The 15,642-nt window shown below is 70.4% G+C and carries 18 protein-coding genes; 3 read left to right on the forward strand and 15 right to left on the reverse strand.

Annotated features, from left to right (window positions below; translation table 11 throughout):
* Positions 1-3: 3 nt before the first annotated feature.
* The 13 genes from AC2IPW_RS21615 to AC2IPW_RS21675 all read right to left on the reverse strand — a co-directional run bounded on the left by AC2IPW_RS21615 (position 4) and on the right by AC2IPW_RS21675 (position 12,040).
* A complete protein-coding gene (locus AC2IPW_RS21615) occupies positions 4-648 on the reverse strand; it encodes an FMN-dependent NADH-azoreductase (RefSeq protein ID WP_416061942.1) in 645 nt (214 codons plus the stop codon).
* Positions 649-714: 66 nt separating this feature from the next.
* Entirely contained in the window at positions 715-1,932 is a 1,218-nt protein-coding gene (locus tag AC2IPW_RS21620; protein WP_486375640.1) for a CaiB/BaiF CoA transferase family protein, read from the reverse strand.
* Positions 1,929-2,693, reverse strand: a complete 765-nt coding sequence (locus AC2IPW_RS21625; protein WP_486375641.1) for a tyrosine-protein phosphatase — start codon at positions 2,691-2,693, stop codon at positions 1,929-1,931. Before AC2IPW_RS21625 ends, AC2IPW_RS21620 begins: the two co-directional genes overlap by 4 nt.
* Before the next feature lie 94 nt (positions 2,694-2,787).
* Positions 2,788-3,852 carry an acyl-CoA dehydrogenase family protein gene (locus AC2IPW_RS21630; protein ID WP_003938184.1) on the reverse strand — a complete coding sequence of 355 codons (1,065 nt, stop codon included), beginning with the start codon at positions 3,850-3,852 and terminating at the stop codon, positions 2,788-2,790.
* Positions 3,852-5,000 (reverse strand): acyl-CoA dehydrogenase family protein, encoded by a 1,149-nt coding sequence (locus AC2IPW_RS21635; protein ID WP_486375642.1) that lies wholly within the window; start codon positions 4,998-5,000, stop codon positions 3,852-3,854. The genes AC2IPW_RS21630 and AC2IPW_RS21635 overlap by 1 nt, the downstream gene beginning before the upstream one ends.
* Before the next feature lie 23 nt (positions 5,001-5,023).
* On the reverse strand, positions 5,024-5,605 hold the full coding sequence (locus tag AC2IPW_RS21640; protein ID WP_486375643.1) for a TetR/AcrR family transcriptional regulator: 582 nt from the start codon (positions 5,603-5,605) through the stop codon (positions 5,024-5,026).
* 38 nt (positions 5,606-5,643) lie between these two features.
* A complete protein-coding gene (locus AC2IPW_RS21645) occupies positions 5,644-7,194 on the reverse strand; it encodes an acyl-CoA synthetase (RefSeq protein WP_486375644.1) in 1,551 nt (516 codons plus the stop codon).
* 31 nt (positions 7,195-7,225) lie between these two features.
* Entirely contained in the window at positions 7,226-8,383 is a 1,158-nt protein-coding gene (locus AC2IPW_RS21650; protein WP_486375645.1) for an acyl-CoA dehydrogenase family protein, read from the reverse strand.
* A 48-nt stretch (positions 8,384-8,431) separates the two neighbouring features.
* Positions 8,432-9,241: a crotonase/enoyl-CoA hydratase family protein gene (locus tag AC2IPW_RS21655; RefSeq protein WP_003938189.1), complete on the reverse strand. Its 810-nt coding sequence runs from the start codon at positions 9,239-9,241 to the stop codon at positions 8,432-8,434.
* A gap of 121 nt (positions 9,242-9,362) precedes the next feature.
* The gene (locus AC2IPW_RS21660) at positions 9,363-10,703 is read right to left on the reverse strand and encodes a permease prefix domain 1-containing protein (protein WP_486375646.1); all 1,341 of its coding nucleotides are present in this window, start codon (positions 10,701-10,703) and stop codon (positions 9,363-9,365) included.
* Positions 10,703-11,059, reverse strand: a complete 357-nt coding sequence (locus AC2IPW_RS21665; RefSeq protein ID WP_003938191.1) for a PadR family transcriptional regulator — start codon at positions 11,057-11,059, stop codon at positions 10,703-10,705. The genes AC2IPW_RS21660 and AC2IPW_RS21665 overlap by 1 nt, the downstream gene beginning before the upstream one ends.
* Before the next feature lie 214 nt (positions 11,060-11,273).
* Positions 11,274-11,525: a hypothetical protein gene (locus AC2IPW_RS21670; protein WP_003938192.1), complete on the reverse strand. Its 252-nt coding sequence runs from the start codon at positions 11,523-11,525 to the stop codon at positions 11,274-11,276.
* Between the two features lie 92 nt (positions 11,526-11,617).
* Positions 11,618-12,040, reverse strand: a complete 423-nt coding sequence (locus AC2IPW_RS21675) for a hypothetical protein (RefSeq protein ID WP_486375647.1) — start codon at positions 12,038-12,040, stop codon at positions 11,618-11,620.
* Between the two features lie 126 nt (positions 12,041-12,166).
* Between AC2IPW_RS21675 and AC2IPW_RS21680 the strand changes: the two genes are divergently transcribed.
* Both AC2IPW_RS21680 and AC2IPW_RS21685 read left to right on the forward strand, forming a co-directional pair.
* Positions 12,167-12,409: a DUF2630 family protein gene (locus AC2IPW_RS21680; protein ID WP_486375648.1), complete on the forward strand. Its 243-nt coding sequence runs from the start codon at positions 12,167-12,169 to the stop codon at positions 12,407-12,409.
* 34 nt (positions 12,410-12,443) lie between these two features.
* Positions 12,444-12,935 carry an acyl transferase gene (locus AC2IPW_RS21685; RefSeq protein WP_486375649.1) on the forward strand — a complete coding sequence of 164 codons (492 nt, stop codon included), beginning with the start codon at positions 12,444-12,446 and terminating at the stop codon, positions 12,933-12,935.
* A 16-nt stretch (positions 12,936-12,951) separates the two neighbouring features.
* Here the strand turns inward: AC2IPW_RS21685 and AC2IPW_RS21690 are convergent, their stop codons facing one another.
* Positions 12,952-13,725 (reverse strand): alpha/beta fold hydrolase, encoded by a 774-nt coding sequence (locus AC2IPW_RS21690; RefSeq protein WP_486375650.1) that lies wholly within the window; start codon positions 13,723-13,725, stop codon positions 12,952-12,954.
* A 66-nt stretch (positions 13,726-13,791) separates the two neighbouring features.
* Positions 13,792-14,499 (reverse strand): SOS response-associated peptidase, encoded by a 708-nt coding sequence (locus tag AC2IPW_RS21695; RefSeq protein ID WP_003938197.1) that lies wholly within the window; start codon positions 14,497-14,499, stop codon positions 13,792-13,794.
* Positions 14,500-14,751: 252 nt separating this feature from the next.
* Here AC2IPW_RS21695 and thiD point away from each other — a divergent pair, with 252 nt between their 5' ends.
* The gene (gene thiD, locus AC2IPW_RS21700) at positions 14,752-15,564 is read left to right on the forward strand and encodes a bifunctional hydroxymethylpyrimidine kinase/phosphomethylpyrimidine kinase (RefSeq protein WP_040783512.1); all 813 of its coding nucleotides are present in this window, start codon (positions 14,752-14,754) and stop codon (positions 15,562-15,564) included.
* The last annotated feature ends 78 nt before the right edge of the window (positions 15,565-15,642 follow it).

Here is a 15,642-nt window from a genome sequence, read left to right on the forward strand (position 1 = left end):
CGCTCAGACACCGAGGTCGTGCGCGAGCCGCTGCACCTTCTCGCGCGCGGCGTCCAGGCTCGCCGCAGAACGGTCCGCCATCGACTCCAGGGCCGGAATGCGTCCCGCCAGTGTGTATTCGGCGGTGACGACGGTGACGTCCATGCCGAGGGACGCGCCGAGCACCTGCTGCAACGGCGGCACGGTGCAGTCGAGTCCCTCGTCCGGATCACCGGGACCGTAGGCCAGCCCGCGACTCGAGATCACGACGACGGGCGTGCCGGCGAACGGCTGGTCCGGGGTGTCGAACGGCACGGTGGTGCCGAGCACGTGGACGTAGTCGATCCACGCCTTGAGCGTCGACGGCAGCGACCAGTTGTACATCGGGGCACCGATCACGACGGCATCGGCGCTCCGGGCCTCGGCGATCAGCTCGGTCTGCAATGCCTCCGCCGCGGGATCGACGGAGGCGCCGGGTGCCCGCAGTCGCGGCGCGTAGTGCAGTTCCGCGTCCCGCAGGTGCGGGACCGGATCGCGGTGCAGATCCCGTTCGATCACGGTGTGGTCCGGTCCGCGCCGGCGCCATGTATCGGCGAAGAGACGGGTCAGCTCACGGGAGACGGACGTCTCGAGGTTTGCGGACGAGTCGAGCTGCAACAACTGGGGCATGTCGGACTCCTTCGGGTTCGAGTACTGCGCCAGTGGATCACTGGGTCGATCGGCGTACTGGGCCGGCTACTGCACGATGCCGGCGGCGCGCAGCCCGGCGATCTGCTCGTCGGTGAGGCCGAGGTCGGCGAGCACCGCGTCGGTGTGCTGGCCCAGCGCCGGGACCGCACCCATGCGCATCTCCACGTCGGTGAACGTCATCGGCGGCAGCACGGCCCGCACGGGGCCCGCCTCGGTGGCCACCTCCCGCCACCGGTTGCGCTCCTCGAGCTGCGGGTGCTCGATCAGATCCTTCATCTCGTTCAGCCGGGCGGCGGGTACGCCCGCGGCGGCGAGACGCTTGTCGAGTTCGGCGGTCCCGAAGCGGCGCGTGTGCTCGGCGACGACCGCGTCGGTCTCGGCGCGGTGCTGCACCCGCAGGATGTTCGTCGCGAACTTCGGGTGCTCGGCGAGATCCGGACGGCCGAACACCTCGGTGACGAGGGCCCGCCAGCCGCGGTCGTTCTGCACGCCGATCAGGATCTTCCCGTCGACGGTGGGGTACGCGTCGTAGGGCGCGATCGACGCGTGGCTCAGGCCCATCCGCTGGACCTGCGTGTCCTGATACATCTGCAGGTACATGGGGTGGCCGAGCCATTCGACGGTCGCGTCGAACATCGACACGTCGATCGTCGCACCCGCCCCGGTGCGCTCGCGCCGGAACAGCGCCGCCTGGATGGAGGTGAGCGCGTACATGCCGGCGGCGATGTCGGAGGTCGGGATGCCGGTCTTCGTGGCGGTCTCCGGGGTGCCCGTGATCGAACACAGCCCGGTTTCGGCCTGCACGAGCATGTCGTAGGCCTTGCGTTCGCGCAGCGGACCGTCGGTGCCGTAGCCGGTCATGTTCACCACGATCAGCTCGGGCCGTGCGCGGCGCAGCTCGTCGGCGCCGAGCCCGAGCCGCGCCGCCGCGCCGGGCGCGAAGTTCTGGAGCACCACGTCGGCTTCGTCGACGAGGCGACGCACCGTGGCGACGCCCTCGGCGGCCTTGAGGTCGATGCAGATCGACTCCTTGCCGCGGTTGAGCCACACGAAATGCGACGCGAGGCCGTGCACGGCGGCGTCGTAGTTGCGGGCGAAGTCGCCCTCCCCGACCCGTTCGATCTTGATGACGCGGGCGCCGAGATCGGCGAGGTGACGGGTCGCGATGGGGGCGGCGACCGCCTGTTCGAGGCTGACGACGATGATGCCTTCCAGCGGCAGGCCCGTCGACGCCTCGCCTGTCGGCTCGCTGTTCTCACTCATCCCGTCCGTGCCTTCCTGTCTCGGTATGCCGCTGCGGCTTCTCCCCTGGCACGCGAACGCCACCGCCGCACGTCGTCCTCCCGCGCCCCGTGTCCGATCAGCCACGCCTCCGGCCCGCCGGGATGCGCGACCAGGCGCTCGACGATCGGGGTGATCGCCTCGGCGGGAGCGCGGAACAGGTCCGGCGGCACCGCCCGGTCGCGGTCCGAGGACGAGCCGCCGCGCAGCCCGACGGCCTCCCAGCGACGGTACAGAAGGGGCATGTTCGTGTCGGTGGCCACGTAGTCGTCGACGACGGCCTGCGGTTCCACACCCGCCGCGAGCAGCAGGACGGCGACCGCGAGACCGGTGCGGTCCTTGCCGGCGGTGCAGTGCACGAGGACCGGGCCCGCGGCCCGCGCGACGACCGGCACGAGACCGGCGAACAGCGGCGCGGCCACGTCGAACACGCGGCCGTAGAGTTCGGCGAGGCCGAGGCCGGTGCGCCCGCCCGGTGCGGCGTCCGCGTGCAGCGACAGCTGGTGCACGCGCGTGCCGTCCGGCCAGGTGTATGCGCGGTGACCACGCTCGGCGTCGGACCGCAGGTCGACGACGGTCGCAGGCGGCCGGTCGGCGAGGAGTCCGCGCGCCACGTCGCCGGTGTAGCAGGCGTCGCCGCGGTACAGCACACCGGCGGCGGTGCGGCCGCCGTCGGTCAACGGCAGCCCACCGAGGTCCCGCAGGTTCACCGGCCCGGGTCCGGACTGTTCTTCGTCCTGCACGTGCGCCCCTTCTCGTCCGACCGGGACCCCGTGCCCCGTCACCCCACAATCGATACCCGACCGGCGGTACCTGTCCAGCGGGGCCCCGAGCGGACTACTCCGGCCGGCCGTCGGTGATCAGCGGCCACAACCCCCGCGACCCGGCCTCGACGGCCGCGGCGGTGAGCCTGTCGTCCCAGAACCGGACGGAGCCGAACTCGCGGCGCCACGACAGCAACCGGTTCGCGTGCCGGTGCAGTTCGTGCTCCATGGTGAAGCCGATCGCACCGAGACTCTGGTGGGCGTTGCGCACCACCACCGACGCGGCGTGCCCCGCGCAGGACTTCGCTGCGGCGATCGCGAATCCCGCCTCGGCGCTGCCGAATCCGGACTCCTCGGCGATCGTCACGGCCGCCTGCGCGGCGGCGCGCGCGAGCGCGCCCTCGGCAGCGATGTCCGACACCAGGTGCTGCACCGCCTGGAACTTGGCGAGCGGACGGCCGAACTGGACGCGGGCGGTGGTGTGGCCGACCACCAGGTCGAGCACCCGTTCCATCGCGCCGCTCATCGCCAGGGCCCGGGCGAGTGCGCCGCGGCGCAGGAACTCCTCCGCGGTGCCGTCCGGCACCTCGGCACCGGAGAGCGCGGCGACGTCGACTCGGATGTGGTCGCGCGGCTCGGACGCGACATCAACCGCCTCGGTGACCTCGACGTCGGCGCGGGCGACGTCGGCGACCCGCCACGTGCCGTCCGTCTCCCACAGCACGACCACGGCGTCCACGTCCCGGGCCCACGGCACGTGCCGGGCCGAGCCGTCGGCATTCAGCACGGCGGCGGTGCGTGCCGCCGCCGGATCGGTCACCGCGCGCGCACACCCGGACAGCTGCAGCAGCCAGCCTGCGAGGAGATCGTTCTCGGCCACCGGCACCGCCGCGGCACCGGCGCCCGCGGCGCCGAGCAGGTAGGCGGCCTCGGCCCAGCCCGCCTCACTGCCCCCGTCCGCCTCCGGGCCGGTGAGCCGGGCGAGACCGAGTTCGGCCAGGGTCGACCACAGTTCGCGGTCGAGACGCAGCGGCCCGCTGAGGCGGTGATCGTCGCCGCGGCGCTCACCGAAGAGCTGTTCGAGCATCTGCGCGAGTTCGCGCATCTCCACGTCGTTGCCGGTAGTCGCGTTACTCATCAGCGCATCCCCAATCCCCGCGCGATGACCCCGCGCAGAATCTCACTCGTGCCGCCTCGGAGGGTGAATCCGGGACGCTGCATGACACCGGCTCGGACCAGTTCGGCGAACCCCTCCCCGGCGGTGTCGCTCTCGTCGGCCAGTTCGTCGGCGAGGTCGGCGATGTCGCCCTCGGTCTGGGTGCCGAGCACCTTGACCACCGACGCGGCGACCTCCGCGTTCTCGTGCCGCTGCAGCGCCTCGGACACCCCGCGGGACATGTGGTGCAGGCCGAAGATCCGGCCGACGAACGCGCCGATGCGGGGATCGGCCGGCAGGCGCCCGGCGCCGGCCTCGTCCACCGCCCCGGCGAGCACCCCGAAGGTGGACATGAAGCGTTCCGGGCCGCTGCGCTCGTAGCCGAGTTCGGAGGTGACCTGCGCCCAGCCGTCGCCGACGGTGCCGAGCACGAGGTCGTCGGGCACGAACACGTCGTCGAGGACGACCTCGTTGAAGTGGTGTTCACCGGACATCGACAGCACGGGCCGGATCTCCACGCCGGGCGAGTCGAGCAGGACGATGAACTGGCTCAGCCCGGCGTGCCGGTGCGCCGGGTCGAGCGGCGCGGAGCGGGCCAGCGCGAAGAAGGCGTCGGCGTGGTGGGCGCCGGAGGTCCACAGCTTGGTGCCGGTGATGCGCCAGCCGCCGTCGACCTGCACGGCCCTGGTCTTCACGCTCGCCAGGTCGGATCCGGACTCGGGTTCGCTCATGCCGATGGCCCAGCAGATCTCGCCGCGGGCGATGCCGGGCAGGAAGCGCCGTTTCTGTTCCTCGGTGCCGTACTTGAGCAGCGACGGTGCAGCCTGTCGGTCCGCGACCCACTGGGCGGCGACCGGCGCGCCGACGGCGAGGAGTTCCTCGGTGACGACGAAACGCTCCATGAAGGTGCGGCCCTGCCCGCCGTACTCGGTGGGGATGGTCATGCCGACCCAGCCGCGGGCAGCCAGGGCCTTGGTGAAGTCGGTGTTCCAGCGGGCGAGCCAGGTGTCCACGCCGGGGGTGAACACGCCTGCGTCGATCTGCTCGCGCAGGAAGGCGCGCACCTCGGCTCGCAACGCCGCGAGGCTCGGGTCGGGGGCACCGGCGTCCGGCACCAGTGATGTACGCATCGTCGTCTTCTTCCGTGAGGGGGTCAGGGTCGCGGTTGCAGCAGCAGCAGGGCCAGATCGCCGTACCGGGCCGCGATGTCGGCGGGGGTGTCCGGACCGTCCGGGTCGTACCAGTTCGCGATCGAGGTCGTCATCGCCAGGATCGAGCGGCGACAGTCCTCCGGGTACGGGGTGGTGAACGCGCCGGTTTTCACGCCGTCCTCGATGATGCTGCCCAGCAACTCGTTTCCGGAACGTCGCCGTTGCTCGTAGACCGCCGCGTTCTCCGGTTCCAGGTTGCGGACCTCGGTGCCGATCATCAGGCTCTGCTCCTGGCAGGTGGTGCGGAACCGGACGAGGGCGATCACCAGGGCCCGGAGCCGCTCCACCGGGTCGTCCCCGACACGCGAAAGTTCCTCGTCGCACATCGCGTCGAAGGCGTTGACGCCGTCGATCAGGATGGCCAGCAGCAGGTCCTGCTTGTTCTTGTAGTGGTAGTACAGCGCCGACAGGCTGACGCCGGCCTCCTGGGCGATCGTCCGGATCGACGAGGCCCCGTATCCGTTGCGGACGAACTCGCGGCGGGCCGCCTCGATGAACACCCGTTGCCGCTCCGAGGGCGCCACGGTGTCTCCCGGTCGTGCGTACGTTCCCCGCCGCGCGCTCATCGGCTACCTCCGGCGGTCGCGAGACGCAGCGCGCCCTTGACCAGCTTTCCGGTGGGGGTCCTGGGCAGCGCGTCGACGAAATCGACGCTGCGCGGGCACTTGTATCCGGCGATGCGGTCGCGGCAGTAGGCGATCAGTTCGGCGGCGAGCGCGTCGTCGCCGGCGACGCCCGCCGCCGGTTGGACGACCGCCCTGACCGATTCGCCCATCTCGGCGTCCGGCACGCCGATCACCGCGACGTCGAACACCGCGGGGTGCAGGGCGAGGGTGTTCTCGATCTCCTGCGGATAGATGTTCACCCCGCCGGAGATGATGGTGAACATGGCCCGGTCGGTGAGGAAGAGATAGCCGTCCTCGTCGAGGTATCCGATGTCCCCGGTCGTCGCCCACGTGGGATGCAGCGGGTGGCGCGACTCCGCCGTCTTCTCCGGATCGTTGTGGTACTCGAAGCTGTAGCCGGGACGCTCGAAGTAGATCGACCCGATCTGCCCGGCCGGCAACTCCGTTCCGTCCTCGGCGCAGACGTGGGCACGGCTGGGGTGGCCGTGACCGGTGCGGCCCACGGTGCCGGGTTTGCGGAGCCACTCCTGCGGCGAGACGAGGGTGCTGCCGACGGATTCGGTGGACGAGTAGTACTCGTAGATCCGCTCGTCCCACCAGTCGATCATGGCGCGCTTGACCTCCGCCGGGCACGGCGCGGCCGAGTGGATGGCCACCCGCATCGCGGACAGGTCGTAGCGGGATCGGGTCCGGTCGGGCAGCTTCAGCATCCGGACGAAATGCGTGGGCACCCACTGACTGTGAGTGACGCGGTGGCGCTCGAGGTCGGCGAGGCAGGTCTCGGCCTCGAACCTTCCGGCGACGATCGCCGTGCCGCCGAGGGCCTGCGCCGCGGCCCCGAATCGCAGCGGTGCAGCGTGGTAGATCGGGGCCGGGGAGTAGTACACGCAACTGTCGTCGAAGTCGAAACGCTGCAGCAGCCCGACCGCATTGGAGGCCGCCTGCTCGCCGACCTGGGCACCGCCGAGCGCAGGCTTGATTCCCTTGGGACGGCCCGTCGTTCCGGAGGAGTAGAGCATGTCCGTGCCGCCGGGCTGGTCGGCCGGCGGCACGGTGCTCATCGCGGCGATCTCGGCTTCGTATCCGAGGTGTCCGGGGACGTCGCCGCCGAATGCCAAGCGGTGCCGCACCTTCGGCGTGTCGTCGGCAACGGCGACGGCCAGGTCCGCGAGCGGAGCGGAGACCACGAGGGCGGTGGCGTCGCAGTCGTCGACGATGTAGGCGACCTCGGAGGGGGCGAGATGCGTGTTGACGAACGTCACGTACATGCCGGACCGTACTGCCGCCCAGTACAGTTCGAATGCGGTGACGTCGTTGACCGACAGCACCGCGAGATGGTCGCCGGGGCCGAGGCCGTGGGCGCGGAGCCAGTGCGCGAACTGCACCGAACGGTCCTCGAGCTCACGGTAGCTCACCACCCGGCCGGTGGCGGCCTCGATCGCCGCCGGCTTGTCCGGGGTGGCCGACGCGTAGCGTCCGGGATACATCCGAGCTCCTTCCACCTGCCTGACGGGACGGCTACAGGCCGAGGTCCTTGGCAATGATCGTCTTCATGACTTCGCTGGTGCCACCGTAGATCCGGCTGACGCGGGTGTCGGCGTAGAGCCGGGCGATCGGATACTCGGTGATGTAGCCGTACCCGCCGTGCAGCTGCAGGCACTTGTCGATCACGCGACCGGCGACCTCGGTGCAGAACAGCTTCGCCCGGGCGGCGTCGGCGACCGACAGCTCGCCCCGGTCGAGCAGCTCGAGGCAGTGGTCCGCGAAGACGCGGGCAGCCTGCACCTCGGCGGAGCATTCCGCGAGGACGAACTTGGTGTTCTGGAACGAGGCCACCGGCTTGCCGAACACCTTGCGGTCCCGGGTGTACGCGAGGGCATGCTCGATCGCGGCCGCAGCCTGGCCCACCTGGTTCAGGGCGATGCTCAGACGTTCCTGGGGCAGGTTGTGGGCGAGGTAGCCGAACGCCTTGCCCTCCTCGCCGAGGAGATTCTCCACCGGCACCTTCACATCCTGGTACGACAGCTCGGCGGTGTCCTGCTGGTGCAGACCGAGCTTGTCGAGCTTGCGGCCGACGGAGAACCCCTCGGCGTCGGTGGGGACGCAGAGGATCGACAGACCGGCGCGACGGTCCTGCGGGTCGAACGGCGCGGTGCGGCACACGGTGAGGACGAGATCGGCGGTGACGCCACCGGTGATGAACGTCTTCGCGCCGTTGACGACGTAGTGCGAGCCGTCGGCGGACAGCTTGGCGGTAGTGGCGATGTTGGCCAGATCCGAGCCGGTGCCGGGCTCGGTCATCGCGATGGCGGTCATCATCCGGCCGGACGCGAAGTCCGGCAACCAGCGCTTACGCTGCTCGTCGGTGCCGTATTCGAGCAGGTACGGCAGGATCAGGCAGGAGTGCACGGTGTACGAGCCGAAGGAGACGCCGGCCCGCGCCACTTCCTCGAACACGATGGCGTTGTACTTGAAGCTCGACTCGCCGCCACCGCCGAACTCCTCGGGCACCTGGATGCCGAGGATGCCGAGTTCACCGAGACGGTGGAAGAACTCACGCGGGGGCCGGCCCAGCCCGTCCCACTCCTCGTGCTGCGGCAGCACCTCTCGCGCGATGAAATCGCGCACCATGGACCGGAATTCGTCGTGCTCCCGGCTGAAGATCGTCCGCTCCACGGCCGTGCTCCTTCGTTTGCGTGCGGCGACCCGAGGGGGTCGCGGCGGTCAGTTCCCGGTGAAGTTCCCGCTGCGGCGTTCGAGGAACGCCGAGAGGGCCTCGCCGTGGTCGGCGGTGTGGTGCGAGAGGGCCTGGAACGCTGCGGAGAGCTCGAGGATGCTGTCGAGATCCTGGCGCTGGCCCTCGCGCATCAGCTTCTTGGTCATGCGCAGTGCGTGCGGCGGGTTCGAGGCGACGCGGGCGGCGAGCTCACCGGCCGTGGCGAGCAGCTGATCGGGTTCGACGACCCGGGAGACCATGCCCCACTCCAGCGCGGTGGCGGCGTCGACGCGGTCGCCGGTGAAGGCCATCTCCGCGGCCCGCGCCGACCCGATGGCGCGGGGCAGCAGCCAGGCACCGCCGTCGCCGGGGATGATGCCGAGCTTGACGAAACTCTCGGCGAAGAACGCGGTGTTCGAGGCGATCCGCATGTCGCACATCATGGCCAGGTCGCAGCCGGCGCCGACCGCGGGTCCGTTGACGGCGGCGATGATCGGCACCTCGCAGTGGTAGATCGCCTTGGGCAGCCGCTGGATTCCGCGACGGTAACCCTCCCGCAGCTGATGCGGGGCGCCCCCGAACATCCCCGTACGGTCGGCCATGTCCTTGACGTTGCCGCCGGCCGAGAACGCGCTCCCGGCTCCGGTGAGGATCACCACGCGGGTCTCGTAGTCCGCGTTCGCCTCGTCCACCAGCTGCACCAGTCGCTCGACGACGTCGTCGCCGGAGATCGGATTACGCGCCTCGGGCAGGTTGATCGTCCATGTCGTGACGTGGCCTTCGCGGCTGGAGAGTACGACGTCCTCGGGTGCGCTCATGCGGAGGTCCTTTCGGCCGACGGAACGGCAGGCAGCAGATTAGGTCGAACGATCGTTCAAATTACTGTGCCGAGGACCTGTTGTAAAGAGGTGGACGCCGCGACGGCCGGGCCGGCCGCGCTCAGGCGAAGTCGAATACAGGTGGGAGCACGCACACCACCAGCGCCGCCCAGATCCCGAAGACCGGCAGGTAGCGGGTCTGCCAGCGTTCGACGGAGCCGAAGCCGCGGCGGCCACGGACGAACCCGAACAGGAGCCGAGCCGACCAGGCGAGACCGACCAGCAGAACCAGGTTCATCCCGAGTGCGGCCACCTTGTTGGCAGTGAAGCCGAACTCCGCGATTCGCGTGAGCATGGCGGCCAGCATGAGCACGTCGACCACCAGCGCGAGGACGACGAGGACGAGCTGCAGGCGGTCGAACAGGTCGGGCGGCAGGTACGGCTCGCGGGCGGAGACCGCGTACAGCAGCAGGCCCAGGACGACGACGAGGATCAGGTCCATCAGGATCAGCAGATTCCGGTCGACGTCGACGACGCTTCCCGTGGTCGCGAAGGCCCCGAGCAACACCAGCAGCATGACGATGGTGACGGGTGTGAACACGCGCGTCAGGACGGGCGCGATGTTCTCCACCACGTTCTGTTTCGCCTCGACCAGCCAGGCGGCGACGACGACCGCGCCCGCCGCGCCGAACGGCAGCACCCATTCCTCGACGACCCACTCGGCATCCGTGCCGAGCGCATCGAACGCGCCGATCGTCAGACCCACCAGCACACCCCCGCCGAGGGCGAGAAGGGTGAGATAGACGACCCATTCGCCGGTGAACCGGATGAAGTCCATCCGGCGCCGGTCGGACCGCCACTCGCCACCGACGTAAGCGAGGCCGACGACGAACCACAACACGATCGGGGTGTGGATCGCGACGATGACCTCGGTCGATCCGTTCGGCGTGAAGGGGTACCCGTTGATCACGACCGCCGCCACCGCGAACGACACCAGCAGCGCCGCGGCGCCGCGGGGCGACATCCGGCGCTTCCACGCGAAGTATGCGGTCAGGAACGGGAGCACGAGCAGAGCGAGGTTGCGCGCGACGACGCCCTCGTCCAGCGTCGCCAGCCCCACCTTCAGGGCGACGGCACCGCCGACGGCGAGCGCGAGAACGACGAGCAGTTCACGCCTGGGGCGGGGACCGCCGTCGCCCGAGGCGTCGGACGTCAGGACGAGCTGCTTCCAGAGCCGATCGGAATGCTCGCGTGCGAATTCCCGGGAGATGTCGTCCACGCTGCCCATGCGTTTGACCGCGACCAGGAATGCCTCGTCGGCCGCCAGTCCGGCGGCGGACAGATCCGAGATCTGGTCCCTCAGGTGGTCTTCCATCTCGTCGGCGTCGGCGGTGGAGATCACGCGGCGACGCTCGACGTAGCCCCGCCACCGACCGATCTGCGACTCCAGCGCGGCGTCCATCACGACCACCCCGGGGCCGCGGGCATCTCCGCGCAGCGCCAGACCTGGTCGAGCGCGTCCGCGACGACGTCCCACTGACTGCGCCGCTCGGCGAGCGCGCTCCGTCCCGCGTCGGTGATCGCGTAGTGCTTGCGTCGCCGTCCGGTGTCGGAGCTTCCCCACGACGCCGACACGTATCCGGACCGTTCGAGCCGGTGCAGCAGGGGGTAGAGCATTCCGTCGGTCCATTGGATCCGTCCACGGGACAGGTCCTTGACGCGTTTGAGGATGGCGTAGCCGTAGGACTCACCCTCGGCGAGGATTCCGAGCACGAGCGGGGTCGCCGACGCCGCCACGAGGTCCTTCTCGATGTACATAGGTCTCCTATGCCTAGATCTGCTAGGCATGAAGGTAGCAGGTCCAGCACAGGACGGTCGGTCTTCTGCTGCGAACCACGGGTTCGAAGCGGCCGTCACGCACTTACGCCGCAGGGAGGGTGCCGGTGTCCCGGCACCCTCCCTGCGGTGGGCATACGTCGCCACTCCGTACTGCTGTGTACCGCCCGGTCGGCAGGCGGCTCTCGTGACGCGGTCAGCCCTTCTTCGGCTCCGCCTCCACCTCGTCGTCGTCGGCGAAGACCAACCGGCCGTCATCCAGCGCGACGGCCCAACGGCGTACCGGCGCCCAGTCCCGTCCGAGTTGCTCGCCGGCCCGGGCGGCCTCGCTGGCGTAGTCCTCGACCACTACACCGGGCGCCCGGCTCTTCTCGCCGCCGCGGCGCACCACCACCCGCGAGCCGACGGTGAGCCCGCCACTGCCTGCGTCTCCCGAGTTGTCACTCATAACAAACGATCATGACATTGAATGCGCCTGCGGACAGCCCAACGGCGGTTCGGCGCCACCGTGTCGGCCTCGGCACGTCCTCACAGCTCGGCTCACTCGACGATCGGGAACAGGGAGTCGCCGTCCTCGGGACTGCCGTCGATCTGGCCGCGGTCGACGCGCGAGTCCTCGACGATGACACCGTCGACCACCTCGGCGTGCTTCCCACCGCCCGCGACGGCGACGTCCCCGTCGACCACCTCGTCGACGACATCCTCGGTCAGTTCGTCGTCGGGCATGGCCGCGACCGGCCGTTCGAGCGGCTCTGCGGGTGCCACGTCGGGCTCCTCCTCCGCGAGGCGCTGGTCCAGCGACTCGCCTTCCTGCTCCTCCCGCTGCGTGGTGCCGAACCGGTCGGCGCCGCTCCAGCCCTCCGGCGGGTCCACGGCCTCGTCGCCGTCGTCGTTGCGGACTTCGTCGGAGTCGAGGCCCTCGCTGGGGCTGAGGATGTCGCCGGGACCGTCTTCGATACTCATGGCTGTGACGTACCCGAGCCGGCGAACACGGAAACGCACAGACCACGGAAACACACAACGGCGCAGGTTTACCGGGGCCGGCGGCCGGATATGCCGGGGAGACGACCACAGCGAGGAAGCCTTCCCATGGACGAGAACGACCTCTTCCGGCACATCGAGGAACTGGTGGACGAGGAGAAGGCGCTGCGTTCGCAGTCGAGCGGTGACGGCACGAGCGATCGGGACCGGCAGCGTCTGCGCGCCGTCGAGGAACGCCTCGACCAGTGCTGGGACCTGCTCCGGCAGCGCCGCACGAAAGCCGAGTTCGGCAACGACCCGGACGAGGCGGAGGCGCGGCCCGTCGGGGAACTCGAGTCCTACCGCCGGTGAGGACCTCGGGGACCGGGATCGTAAGGAGGACGGCGTGCGGTTCAGAACATCGAAAGCTTTTGCCGCAGTGGTGCTCTCGCTCGGAGTGGTCGCCTCGTGCAGTGACGGCGACACCCCGGCGCCGACCACCGGCGGATCCGTGCCCGCGTCGGCACCGGTGACGGCGACGACGGTCGAGAGCACCTCCGTGCCGGACGCCTCGCCGACCACAGCGCGTGAGGACACCGCCCCACCGACCGAGGCGTCCTTTCCCGGCGAGAACCTGACCCCGGAGGAGGCCGGGGAACTTCAGCGTGCGGTCGACGAGGGCAGCCAGCCGTGGCGGCTGGATCCGTCCCTGGTCGCGCAGGCATTCGTGGCGGACCGGTTCGGTTGGAGCGACACCGAGGCGCGCATGGCCGACCCGCACACCGTGGAGGTGACCGACCGAGCGGACGGCAGCATCGTGGTGCTGCAGCTGCGCCAGCCCGTCCGCGAGGGGGCCGACGGCATCTGGGTCGTCACGGACGGCGTCCGGATCGGCTGAGGAACCCGCGCCGGAATCATGCCTGCGCCGCGGTTCGCCGCACGAGATCGACGATCGCGACGGGAGTATCCGACTGCGGCGCGTGCCCGGCCCACGGCAGCGGCACGAACCGCGCCCCGGGAATCAGTGGGACGTATCGCACCGTCTGCGCGGATGCGACGACATCGAGCACGCCCTGCGCGAGGGTGACGGGGCACGAAACGCGGTCGAGACCCGTCGGTACGTCCGTCAGTACGGCATTCCACAGCATCGACCAGTAACCCTCCGATTCCGCGAAACCTCCCTTCACGGACAGTGATTCGGCTTTCGAAGTGCGCCACGGAAGGGCCCGCAGCCCGGCGGTGAGTGCCGTGCGCCCGACGGTGCTGTGCGACATCCGCTCGATCAACGGGCTGCGTGCCTTGTTGACGATCCGCGCGGCGGCCATGAGCAGTCCCTGAAGCGCCCGCTCCGGCGGCAACCCGAGACCGGACGGGGACAGGGCCACCACCGATCGGGCGCGGTCGCGCCGTGCCAGGTCGAGCGCGAGGCGGCCGCCGAGGGAGTTGCCCAGGATGTGCACCCGATCCAGCCCGCGGGCGTCGAGGTCCGCCGCGAGGGCAGCGCCGAGGGACTCGACAGTGGGACGAGTCGGCAGCATCGGGGACGATCCGTGGCCGGGAAGGTCCACGGCCAGGACGTCGAAGTGCTCGGCGAGGCGCGGAACGAGTTCGGCGAAGTCGTCGCGGGTGGCGCCGATCCCGTGCAGGAGAAGCAGCGGTTCGCCGGAACCGGCACGTCGACAGGCCAATCGAGGAGTGTGCATCGTGCCCATCCTGCCCGGACCGGGAGGGTGCGGCCACCCGGGCGGCCCCCGTCACACCGGCTCGAGCAGTTCCGGACGGTTGTTGCGGGGGTTGTTGACCTCGGTGCCGACCTCGTACGGATGCAGGTGCGGTTCCGGTACCGAGGCGACCAGCGCGTCGACGTCGTCGCGGTCGGTGAGGGCCGGGTCGAGCCACACGTCCAGGAAGGACGGCGGCAGCACCAGCGGACACCGCTCGTGGATCTGCCCGGCGGCGTCGGTGGCCTCCGTCGTCAGCACGGTGACCGTCCACAGCCACTTGTCGGGATGGTCGTCGGGCAGGTCCGGATCGGGCCACAGCTCGTAGAGTCCCGCCATCGCGAGCACGCCGTCGCCGTGCAGGAAGTACGGGACCTTGGTGCCGTCCTCGCGCTTCTGCCACTCGAAGTAGCCGTCGGCCGGCAGGATGCACCGTCGCCGCGAGGCGGCGGCCTTGAACGACGGCTTCTCGGTGATCGTCTCGCAGCGGGCGTTGATCATCCGGTTGCCGATCTTCGGGTCCTTCGCCCACGACGGCACGAGCCCCCACCGGGCGGACCGGAGCTGTCGCACCGGCTCCGCGCCGGGCTCGCCCTTCGGGGCGCGCTCGAGCACCACCCGCACGGTCTGCGTCGGCGCGACGTTGTACGACGGGGGCAGCGGATCCCCCACCGTCTCCACCACGTCGAACAGGGAGCGCAGTTCCTGATCGGTGACCGTGCTCGCATACCGACCGCACATGGGCACTCACCTTCCGTCGTCGGGCCTCGACCGGTCGATTCCCATGGTGCCGCACGGCACCGACACGCGTGTGACGCCGGTCATCGGCAGAGGCCGTCCTGACGGGACGCCAAACCCCGCGCGCTAGCCTGGGTGCCGGGACCGGTCGCGCGAACCCGGCGGCGACGTCGCGGGCAGCCGTGGTCTCCCCGGACGTGCGGGCTCCTTCTCGGGTCGGCACGCAGTCTGTCCCCCATCGGATTGGAGTACACCGTGGTCGACCTCGCCTATGTCATCGCCGGGTCCGAAGCCACCGGCGGCGCAGGGCTGCAGGCGGATCTGAAGACGTTCCAGGAGCTGGGCGTCTACGGCGTCGGCACCACGACCTGCATCGTCTCGTTCGACCCCCGCAACGACTGGTCGCACCGCTTCGTCCCGATCGCACCCGAGGTCGTCGCGGACCAGATCGAGGCGGCCACCGCGGCCCACGACCTCGACGTCGTCAAGATCGGCATGCTCGGCACCCCGGCCACGATCGACGTGGTCGCCGAGGGTCTGCGGGGCCGGTCGTGGCGGCACGTCGTTCTGGACCCGGTGCTGATCTGCAAGGGGCAGGAACCCGGGGCGGCGCTCGACACCGACAACGCGCTGCGTGAGTCCGTGCTTCCCCTGGCCACGGTGGTCACTCCCAACCTGTTCGAAGCCCGCACCCTGGCGGGGATGGACCGCATCGACACCGTCGACGACCTCGTCGAGGCCGCTCGCCGCATCCACGCCCTCGGCCCGCGGTACGTCCTGGCCAAGGGCGGCGTCGAACTCGCCGGTGACGACGCCGTCGACGTCCTCTTCGACGGCGAGGAGGTCACCGTCCTCTCCGCGCCGAAGGTCGGCCGGGAACGGGTGTCGGGTGCCGGCTGCACGCTCGCCGCGGCCGTGACCGCCGAACTCGCCAAGGGCGCCGACGTGCCGGCCGCCGTCGCGCTCGCGAAGGACTTCGTCACCGCCGGTATCGAGGGCCGGGTCGGGGCGCACACCCCGTTCGACACGGTGTGGCAGGGCGCGTACGCGGCGTCGCGCACGAGCTAGGACCCTCTCTCCGTCGGCGGGACGGATTCGCCTACCGGAGTGCAGATCCGGACATCGACCACCGTCGGGACGGTTGTC

Source organism: Rhodococcus sp. NS-SX18, assembly GCF_057367935.1.